This is a genomic window from Mesorhizobium sp. M0496, assembly GCF_040321205.1.
In the GTDB taxonomy this organism is placed as follows: Bacteria; Pseudomonadota; Alphaproteobacteria; order Rhizobiales; family Rhizobiaceae; genus Mesorhizobium.
In genome coordinates this window covers 26,235-35,260 of record NZ_JAMYRC010000061.1, presented here as the reverse complement: position 1 = coordinate 35,260, position 9,026 = coordinate 26,235, and the positions used below count along the sequence as shown (strand labels likewise).

Here is a 9,026-nt window from a genome sequence, read left to right as displayed (position 1 = left end):
CGGTCAATCCGAGCCGACCAAGAGACCGATCCTCCCTCAATCAGATGGCCTTCATATATGAATAACTTTCCCCGGACAGTCCTGCCCCTTGCGGGGGAGATGTCCGGCAGGACAGAGGGGGGTGTGAAGGATCGCTACAGAACAAGCTTCTGCCTTGTGCCGTTGCAGTCCCTCTTCCTCGTCGCGGCATGGATCCCAACGGTCTGCGCTCTGCTGCTATGACGAAGGCGTGGTGAACCCTACCGCGCCAGATCGGCCACCACGGCGTCGAGCACGATCATGCCGGCTGGTGTGGCGCGCAGGCGAGCATTGCCGATCGGTGCCACCAGCCCCTCGCCCTGCAGCATCGAGAGCCGCGCCGTAGACAGGCCGCGTCCGGAGAACGCCTCGTAACGGGAGAGATCGATGCCCTCGGCCAGCCTGAGCCCCATCAGCAGGAACTCGTCGGCCTCTTCCGAACGCGTCAGGATCTCGCCGCCGGTGACGCCGTGACCCTTGGCTTCTACCAGATTGGCCCAGGTTTCCGGCATCCGCTCGGCGATCGTGACGGTACGGCGACCGTTCTCGACGAAACGGCCATGCGCGCCGGGGCCGACCCCGACATATTCGCCATAGCGCCAGTAGGTCAGGTTGTGTCGGCTTTCGGCGCCAGGCTTGGCGTGGTTGGAAATCTCGTAGGCCGGAAGCCCATGCGCCGATGTGATCTCCTGCGTCAGCGCATAGAGGTCGGCGGCGTGGTCGTTGTCGGGGATGATGAATTTCTTCGCCGCATGCAGGGCGTGGAAGGGCGTGCCTTCCTCGATGGTCAGCTGGTAGAGCGACAGGTGGTCGGCGGCATGGCCGATCGCCTGTTCGAGCTCCGCTTGCCAGGCCTCCGGCGTCTGGCCGGGGCGGGCGTAGATCAGATCGAAGGACAATCTTGGAAAGATTTCGCGAGCCAAACCGATCGCATGAAGGGCTTCCTCGACATTGTGCAGCCGGCCGAGGAAACGCAAATCCTTGTCGTTCAGCGCCTGCACGCCGAGCGACACCCTATTGACACCGGCCGCCCGGTAGCCGCGAAAGCGTTCGGCCTCGACCGAGGAGGGATTGGCCTCCAGCGTCACCTCGATGCCATCGGGAACAGTCCAGTTCTTCGCCACGGCGTCCAGAACCCTGGCCACGGTTTCCGGCTGCATCAGCGACGGCGTGCCGCCGCCGAGAAAAATGCTGGTCACCTCGCGCGGTCCGGTGCGCTCGCGCATCGTCGCCAGTTCCGCCTCGAAGGCGCTGGCGAAGCGGTCCTGGTCGACCGGCTGGTGGCGGACATGGCTGTTGAAGTCGCAATAGGGGCACTTGGCCGCGCAGAACGGCCAATGGACATAGACGCCGAAGCCGGGCGCCCGGTCGAGCAGCATGCTCATGTCGAGCCCAATCTCGCCTTGGCGAATTTCTGGAAGGCGCGGGCGCGGTGCGACAGCGCCGTCGGCTGGCCGGGCTTCCAGCCGTGCTTTTCCTCGGCGCTCATCTCGCCAAAGGTTTTTTCGAAGCCATCGGGCAAAAACACCGGATCATAGCCGAAGCCGAGTTCGCCACGCGGCGGCCAGACCAGCGTGCCTTCGGCCTCGCCGCGATAATATTCGGCCTCGCCGTCAGGAAACGCCAGGCAGATGACGGCGACGAAGCGGCCCTTGCGCTGTTGTGGCAAGGCCGCGCCGACTTCCTGCAGCGCCACTTCGGTGCGTTGCATGGCCATGCCGAAATCGCGCGAACCGTCGGGTGTTTCGGCCCAGTTGGCGGTGTAGACGCCGGGCGCGCCATCAAGCGCGTCGACGCACAGGCCGGAATCGTCCGACAATGCCGGCAGGCCGGTCGCCTTGGCGGCGGCCAGCGCCTTGATGTAGGCGTTTTCCTCAAAGGTGGTGCCGGTTTCGTCGGGCTCGGGCAAGCCGTAGTCCTTGGCGGATTTCGCTTCGAAGCCGAACGGCCCCATCAGGTCGGCGAATTCGCGCAGCTTGCCTTCATTGTGGCTGGCGACGACGATCTTCATTCCATCGAGAGAATGCATCAAAGGCCCCAGATTCGTGGCTCGGCGAATTCGATCGAATTGCCCGAGGGGTCGCGTATATAGATCGAACGGCCGCCCTGCGGCCATTCGAATTCGCTTTCGATGACTATGTTTTTCGCTTCGAGATGCGCTCTCCAGCGCACGATCTCGTCAGCGGTCGCCGCAAAGCAGAGATGGCCTTCACCGACAGCGCCGTGTGGCGGCACGGGCAGCCTGGCGTCGGGCGCCGGCGGGATTTTGGTTGCCTCGGCATTGAAGACGAGCAGCACGCCCGGGCCGCAGCGGAAGAAAAGGTGGCGGCCATCGACTTTGCCGAGGAGGTTTAGGCCGAGGACGCCGGTGTAGAAGGTTTCGGCCGCGGCAAGGTCGGTGACGTAGAGAGCCGATTCAAGAATAGCAGAGGGAGTCACCAGGCGCCCCCCTCTGGCCTGCCGGCCATCTCCCCCTCAAGGGGGGAGATTGGCAGCTTCAGCGCCCCCGCACATCTCACGCCGCCGAAAGGTGGCGCAAACCAGCGGGATAGCCGATCTCCCCCCTTGAGGGGGAGATGGCCGGCAGGCCAGAGGGGGGCACTCAAGCTCGGCATTTGAGAACTAAGCCACCGCCATCTGCTGCAAACTGACCAGACGCTGGATGCCCTTCTTGGCCAAGCCCATCAAGTCCGCGAACTGCCCTTCGGAGAAAGGCTCGCCCTCGGCGGTTCCCTGGATCTCGACGATGCCGCCCTTGCCGGTCATGACGAAATTGGCGTCGGTGCCAGCCGAGGAATCTTCGAGATAATCAAGGTCGATGACAGGCTGGCCGCCATGGATGCCGCAGGAGATCGCCGCGACGTGGTCCTTCAGCACCTTGGCGACGCTGGCCATCTGGCGGGCTTCCATCCAGCGCAGGCAGTCGTAGAGCGCCACCCAGCCGCCGGTGATCGAGGCGGTGCGGGTGCCGCCATCGGCCTGGATGACGTCGCAGTCGACGGTGATCTGCTGCTCGCCCAGTGCTTGCAAATCGACCACGGCGCGCAAGGAACGGCCGATCAGCCGCTGGATCTCCAGCGTGCGACCGCCCTGCTTGCCGGCGGAAGCCTCGCGGCGCATGCGCTCGCCCGTCGAACGCGGCAGCATGCCGTATTCCGCCGTCACCCAGCCCTTGCCGGAATTGCGCATCCAGCCCGGCACTTTTTCCTCGAGGCTGGCCGTGCACAGGACATGCGTGTCGCCGAACTTCACCAGGCAAGAGCCTTCGGCATGCTTGGAGACGCCACGCTCGAAGGAGATGGCACGCATTTCGTCGAATTGGCGTTTGGAAGGGCGCATTCAGGCTGCTTTCTTGTCATTTTTCGGAATCTTGGCCGGCTTGTAACCGCATGGGACGCATGGCGCAAAGGAAAATGGCCTGACGATCTGACGCAGACACCGGTTGCGCGGGCCGTAGCGAAGTCTATATCTTTGGGCCGGAGGTTTTTGGCCGCAATGACCAAGGCAGTCGATCCGAATTCGCAGGCGCCCGCGCTTCAATCATTGGACATGCGCTCGCGCGACATTTTTCGGCGCATCGTCGATTCCTACCTCAGGGACGGCGAACCGGTGGGATCACGCAGCCTGTCGCGCATCCTGCCGTCCTCGCTGTCGCCGGCCACCATCCGAAACGTGATGAGCGACCTTGAGCATCTCGGCCTGATCTACGCGCCGCACATCTCGGCCGGCCGGCTGCCGACGCAGGCCGGCCTGCGTTTCTTCGTCGACGCCTTCATGGAGCTTGGCGACCTCTCCGACGAGGAGCGCCGCGCCATCGAGGCGCAGGTGCGGGCGTCGGGCTCAGGCGCGACGCTGGAACACATGCTGACCGAGGCCAGCCAGATGCTGTCGGGCATGTCGCGCGGCGCCGGCCTGGTGCTGGCCGCCAAGAACGAGGTGGCGCTGAAGCACATCGAATTCATCCAGCTCGAGCCGACGAAGGCGCTGGCGGTGCTGGTGTCGCAGAATGGCGACGTCGAAAACCGCGTCGTCGAGCTGCCCGCCGACATTACAGTCTCGCAACTGCACGAGGCCTCGAACTTCCTCAACGCTCATATCCGCGGCCGCACGCTGGCGGAGGCACGGGTCGAGATCGCCCGCATCAAGGAAGAGACCAGGGCGGCCCTCGACACGTTGTCGCAGGACCTGGTCGAGAAGGGGCTCGCGGTGTGGGCCGGCGCAGACAGCGGCCTGCCGGCGCGGCTTATCGTGCGCGGCCGCGCCAATCTGCTTGAAAACGTCACCGCCCAGGCCGACATCGAATTGTTGCGGCATTTGTTCGAGGACATGGAGACGCAGGACGGGCTGATCCAGCTGCTCGACCTCGCCGAGGAAGGATCGGGCGTGCGCATCTTCATCGGCTCGGAAAACAAGCTGTTCTCGCTGTCCGGCTCATCGCTAGTGGTCGCGCCCTATCGCGACAAAGACGCCCGCGTCGTCGGTGCGCTCGGAGTCATCGGCCCGACCCGGCTCAACTATGCCCGCATCGTGCCGATGGTCGACTATACGGCGCAACTGATTTCCCGCATGCTCCGCTAAGTGTATTGATATTCAGGTGATGCCGGCCTGACCTGAATCTCAACCCTTAGACCCAAAAAACAAAGAACAAGCATCTGAGGAGAAAAAGAATGGCGCTCGAAGAATTCAAGGCCCGGATCAGCCTGCTGCTCGAGGAGATGGTCAACCAGCCGGAAGATCAGCACGAGATCCAGGAGCAGTTGCGCGAGAAACTGCGGGAAATGCGCGCCATGGGCCTGCCGCTGCCGGCCGATCTCGTCGAACTGGAAAAGCGCCTCGACGACGATTTCTACGCTGCCGGCAACTGAAGCTGGAAACCTCCGCTCTCACTTCAACTCATCGTGTGCCGCGGAACAACAGACGAAACTGCCCGTTTGCCCTCTTTGCAGCCTGTCATTTGTGATCAGGTTTGGAGGATTGAATGATCCAATTGGCCGGGCTGGCCCTCTCCGCTGCGATGTTTCTCACCGCCACTGCATTCGCCCAGCAGGCGGAGCCCGTATTGAAAGGTGCCGCCGCCTTCGGCGACTGGCGTGCCGACAGGCCGGGTGTGCGCCGCCTGATCAAGCCCGAAGATCTGCCAAGACCCGACGTCACCAAATCAACCTCGAACAGCGCCGGCCTCGCCGAAAGGCCGGCAGGCGCCAAGCCGGAGCTGCCGCCAGGGTTCTCGGCTGAGTTGATCGCGTCGGGCATCGACAATCCGCGCGTCGTGCGCGTCGCGCCGAACGGCGACCTGTTCGTCGCCGACAGCGAAGCCAATCAGATCCGCGTCTACCGCCTCGCAGACGGCAGCGCCAAACCCATCGAGAGAGGCATCTTCGCCGGCAATCTCAACCAGCCCTATGGCATTGCCTTCTATCCCCCGGGCAATGACCCGCAATGGGTCTATGTCGCCAACAGCGACAGCGTGGTTCGCTTTGCCTATCGCAATGGCGACCTGAAGGCATCAGACGATCCCGAGACCATTGTCGACAACATCCCTTCAAGTCATCACTGGACCCGCGATATCGCTTTCTCGCCGGACGGCAAGACGCTTTATCTATCGGTCGGGTCTGGTTCGAACGCCGCGCAGAATATGGGCAAAGAACCGGAGGGTGGCCTCGACGCCTGGGCGACGTCGCAGCCGCTCGGTGCTGCCTGGGGTTCCGAGGATGGCCGCGCGGCTGTGCTGGCCTTCGATCCCAATGGCAAGAACGGTCGCATCGTCGCCACTGGCCTGCGCAACTGTTCGGGTATGGCCGTGCAGCCGGCGACCGGCGCACTGTGGTGCGTCGTCAACGAAAGCGATGGGCTCGGCGACAATGTGCCGTCGGAATATGCGGCTGTGGTCAAGGACGGCGCTTTCTATGGCTGGCCCTGGTACTATATCGGCAACAACGAGGATCCGCGCCACAAGGGCGCGCGCCCCGATCTTGCCGGCAAGGCTGATATTCCCGACGTGCTGATACAGGCGCATTCGGCGCCGCTCAACATCGCCTTCTACGAAGGGAAGAACTTTCCGGCCGAATACAAGGGCGACGCCTTTGTCGCTCTGCACGGCTCATGGAACCGTGGCAACAGGACAGGCTACAAGGTGGTGAGATTGCTGTTCAGGGATGGCAAGCCGACCGGCGAATACGAGGATTTCATCACCGGCTTCGTTGTCTCCAACGGCGAGGTCTGGGGTCGGCCGGTCGGCGTGGCGGTGGCGAACGACGGCGCGCTTGTTGTGACCGAGGACGGCAACGGCACCATCTGGCGCATCACCCATGACGGCGGTCGCTCCTGAAGCGGCCGGATGAGGGGGCCTTCTCCACGTGTTTCAGCGATATCTGGTGCAATGGATTCCGATCCCCAGGGAATTCAATCCTGATCCATTCCATGCGACAAGGCATTCTGATTTGAGGCCGCAACCATGACCCTCACCGGATTCCTCGCCTACAGTGCCGCCCTCGGCATCGCCGCCGCCATTCCTGGCCCCGGCGTCACCGCGCTCGTTGCGCGAGCACTCGGCTCCGGCTTCCGTTCGTCGCTGGCGATGTCCTTTGGCCTGATGGTTGGCGACCTCACCTATCTGACCGCCGTGGTGTTAGGTCTCGCCTTCGTCGCGCAGAGTTTCGGCATGGTCTTTCTCGCCATCAAATGGCTTGGCGTCGCCTATCTTGCCTTTCTCGGCTGGCGGTTCTGGAACAGCGGCATCACGCCCGAGACCGTCGAGGCCAGGAAGGGCAAGGGCGGGCTGCTGTCGAGCTTTGTCGCCGGCCTGACCGTCACGCTCGGCAATCCGAAGACGATGATCTTCTACCTGGCGATCACGCCGACCATCGTCGACCTGAAGACCATCACACTGACCGATTATGGCATTCTCGTCGCGCTGACGGTCGTCGTGCTTCTGGTGGTGCTGGTGCCGTATCTGGCGCTGGCGGCCAAGGCGCGCTGGTTCCTGAAGTCGCCGCGCGCGCTCAAGGCACTGAACCGCACTGCCGCCGGGTTCATGGTCGGCGCAGCTGCAGCGATTGCCGCCCGCCAATAGGGGCTTTCGGCCAAAGCATTTCCCAAACAGGCCTTTGCGGGAAATGCTTTTCCGGGACGGAGACGTTTTAGACACAGGTCCCACTCGGTTATTTTCGGCCGACAGCTTATGTTGCGCGGTTGAAAGCCCTATCTTGCCGGCTGCAATTCCACTTGCCTGAAATTCTGGGAGCGAAACCAATGAACAAGCCCGTCACATCAGCCCGCGTGCCCGGTCGCGGCCGCGTCTACGATTCCATCACCGACACGATCGGCGATACGCCGCTGGTACGGCTCGACAAATTCGCTCGGGAAAAGGGCATCGTCGCCAATCTCATCGCCAAACTCGAATTCTTCAATCCGATCGCTTCGGTCAAGGACCGCATCGGCGTGGCGATGATCGAGGCGCTGGAGGCTTCCGGCAAGATTTCTCCCGGCAAGACCACGCTGATCGAACCGACGTCGGGCAACACCGGCATCGCGCTTGCCTTCGCCGCCGCCGCCAAGGGCTACAAACTGATCCTGACGATGCCGGAAACGATGTCGATCGAGCGCCGGAAAATGCTAGCGCTGCTTGGCGCCGAGCTGGTGCTGACCGAGGGCCCGAAAGGCATGAAAGGCGCCATCGCCAAGGCCGACGAACTGGCAGCGACGATCCCCAACGCGATCATCCCGCAGCAGTTCGAGAATCCGGCCAACCCGGAAATCCATCGCACTACGACGGCCGAGGAGATCTGGAACGACACACATGGCGAGGTCGATATCTTCGTCGCCGGCATCGGCACCGGCGGCACCATCACCGGCGTCGGCCAGGTGCTGAAGAAGCGCAAGCCCTCGGTGCATGTCGTTGCCGTCGAGCCGGAATCCTCGCCGGTTCTGTCGGGTGGCCAGCCCGGCCCACACAAGATCCAGGGCATCGGCGCCGGCTTTGCGCCCAAAATCCTCGACACGACGATCTACGACGAGATCGTCAAGGTCTCGAACGAGGATTCGGTCGCCAATGCCCGCCTCGTCGCCCGTCTCGAAGGCGTACCGGTCGGCATCTCGTCGGGCGCCGCCCTGCAGGCGGCGATCGTCGTCGGCTCGCGGCCGGAGAACAAGGGCAAGAATTTGGTGGTTATCATCCCGTCCTTCGCCGAGCGCTATCTGTCGACGATCCTGTTCGAGGGGCTGGGCTCGTAGTCCTTCGCTTCTTCGTGACTAAGCTGGTCCGTTGAAAAAACCGCCCGTGGCGCCAGCCACCGGCTTGAGCAGTGCCCTGCTTCCGGTTCATATCCCACCGGCCTGCTTTCCGTGGGCCGGGGGAGGATTTCATGTACAAGCTCTACACCCGTCCGGGCAGCGGCGGCTTCGTCGTCGAGGCGGCGCTGGCGCTGGCGAATGCGCCGTTCCAACAGATCGACGTGCCGAAGACGGACCGGCCCGATCCGGCCTTCCTCGACATCAGCCCGTTGAACCAGGTTCCGGTGCTGACCTTGCCGGACGGAAGTTCGATGACCGAATCGGCGGCGATCTGCATCCTGCTTGCTGAGCGTCACCCCAATGCCGGCCTGGCGCCGGCTGTCGACGCGCCTGCCCGCGCCGACTTCCTGCGCTGGATGGCCTTCATGTCGTCGGTGCTCTATCCGGCGGTGCTGCGCTTCTATTACGCATATCGCTACACGGCCGATGCCGACGGCACCAAGGCGGTCAAGCAGGCAGCCGTCGCCGAGATGGACCGCGGCTTCGCCGTTCTCGATGCCGCTCTCGAAGGCCGTGACTGGCTGGTCGGCGACCTGATGTCACTGGCCGACATCTATCTCGTCATGCTGGTAGCCTGGCATCCCGACGCCGAGAGGGCGCGCACGACCTGGCCTGATATGGAGCGCCTGTGGTCGAAGCTGCGCGAGCATCCCCTGATGAAGACGCTCAACACATCGCATGAGATGTGGCCGGGCTGAACGGACGGCCGGTGGCGA

At 63.4% G+C, this 9,026-nt stretch carries 10 protein-coding genes; 6 read left to right on the top strand and 4 right to left on the bottom strand.

The genetic code is table 11. The features are described 5' to 3' along the window. Positions 1–239: 239 nt before the first annotated feature. The 4 genes from hemW to rph all read right to left on the bottom strand — a co-directional run bounded on the left by hemW (position 240) and on the right by rph (position 3,357). Positions 240–1,403 (bottom strand): radical SAM family heme chaperone HemW, encoded by a 1,164-nt coding sequence (hemW, locus tag NKI73_RS31000; protein ID WP_352635554.1) that lies wholly within the window; start codon positions 1,401–1,403, stop codon positions 240–242. After that, entirely contained in the window at positions 1,400–2,047 is a 648-nt protein-coding gene (rdgB, locus tag NKI73_RS30995) for an RdgB/HAM1 family non-canonical purine NTP pyrophosphatase (RefSeq protein ID WP_352635553.1), read from the bottom strand. The genes hemW and rdgB overlap by 4 nt, the downstream gene beginning before the upstream one ends. After that, positions 2,047–2,457: a VOC family protein gene (locus NKI73_RS30990; protein WP_352635551.1), complete on the bottom strand. Its 411-nt coding sequence runs from the start codon at positions 2,455–2,457 to the stop codon at positions 2,047–2,049. Before NKI73_RS30990 ends, rdgB begins: the two co-directional genes overlap by 1 nt. Before the next feature lie 183 nt (positions 2,458–2,640). Next, positions 2,641–3,357, bottom strand: coding sequence for a ribonuclease PH (gene rph, locus NKI73_RS30985; RefSeq protein ID WP_352635550.1), 717 nt, complete (start codon positions 3,355–3,357; stop codon positions 2,641–2,643). 156 nt (positions 3,358–3,513) lie between these two features. On the opposite strand from rph, the gene hrcA reads away from it, so the two are divergent. The 6 genes from hrcA to NKI73_RS30955 all read left to right on the top strand — a co-directional run bounded on the left by hrcA (position 3,514) and on the right by NKI73_RS30955 (position 9,008). Further along, entirely contained in the window at positions 3,514–4,596 is a 1,083-nt protein-coding gene (gene hrcA, locus NKI73_RS30980) for a heat-inducible transcriptional repressor HrcA (protein WP_352635548.1), read from the top strand. Positions 4,597–4,685: 89 nt separating this feature from the next. After that, the gene (locus NKI73_RS30975; RefSeq protein ID WP_111545355.1) at positions 4,686–4,883 is read left to right on the top strand and encodes a hypothetical protein; all 198 of its coding nucleotides are present in this window, start codon (positions 4,686–4,688) and stop codon (positions 4,881–4,883) included. A 113-nt stretch (positions 4,884–4,996) separates the two neighbouring features. Further along, on the top strand, positions 4,997–6,346 hold the full coding sequence (locus NKI73_RS30970) for a PQQ-dependent sugar dehydrogenase (RefSeq protein ID WP_352635546.1): 1,350 nt from the start codon (positions 4,997–4,999) through the stop codon (positions 6,344–6,346). Between the two features lie 126 nt (positions 6,347–6,472). Then, entirely contained in the window at positions 6,473–7,090 is a 618-nt protein-coding gene (locus NKI73_RS30965; RefSeq protein WP_352635544.1) for a LysE family translocator, read from the top strand. 179 nt (positions 7,091–7,269) lie between these two features. Continuing rightward, a complete protein-coding gene (gene cysK / locus NKI73_RS30960) occupies positions 7,270–8,250 on the top strand; it encodes a cysteine synthase A (RefSeq protein WP_352635542.1) in 981 nt (326 codons plus the stop codon). A gap of 131 nt (positions 8,251–8,381) precedes the next feature. Then, positions 8,382–9,008, top strand: coding sequence for a glutathione S-transferase family protein (locus NKI73_RS30955; protein ID WP_352635540.1), 627 nt, complete (start codon positions 8,382–8,384; stop codon positions 9,006–9,008). The last annotated feature ends 18 nt before the right edge of the window (positions 9,009–9,026 follow it).

Excerpts from the sequence above, each read along its gene's own strand:
- NKI73_RS30970 (WP_352635546.1), top strand. The coding sequence starts at position 4,997 with ATGATCCAATTGGCCGGGCTGGCCCTCTCCGCTGCGATGTTTCTCACC.
- NKI73_RS30975 (WP_111545355.1), top strand. The coding sequence starts at position 4,686 with ATGGCGCTCGAAGAATTCAAGGCCCGGATCAGCCTGCTGCTCGAGGAG.
- hemW (WP_352635554.1), bottom strand. The coding sequence starts at position 1,403 with ATGAGCATGCTGCTCGACCGGGCGCCCGGCTTCGGCGTCTATGTCCAT.
- rph (WP_352635550.1), bottom strand. The coding sequence starts at position 3,357 with ATGCGCCCTTCCAAACGCCAATTCGACGAAATGCGTGCCATCTCCTTC.
- NKI73_RS30955 (WP_352635540.1), top strand. The coding sequence starts at position 8,382 with ATGTACAAGCTCTACACCCGTCCGGGCAGCGGCGGCTTCGTCGTCGAG.
- hrcA (WP_352635548.1), top strand. The coding sequence starts at position 3,514 with ATGACCAAGGCAGTCGATCCGAATTCGCAGGCGCCCGCGCTTCAATCA.
- rdgB (WP_352635553.1), bottom strand. The coding sequence starts at position 2,047 with ATGCATTCTCTCGATGGAATGAAGATCGTCGTCGCCAGCCACAATGAA.
- cysK (WP_352635542.1), top strand. The coding sequence starts at position 7,270 with ATGAACAAGCCCGTCACATCAGCCCGCGTGCCCGGTCGCGGCCGCGTC.
- NKI73_RS30965 (WP_352635544.1), top strand. The coding sequence starts at position 6,473 with ATGACCCTCACCGGATTCCTCGCCTACAGTGCCGCCCTCGGCATCGCC.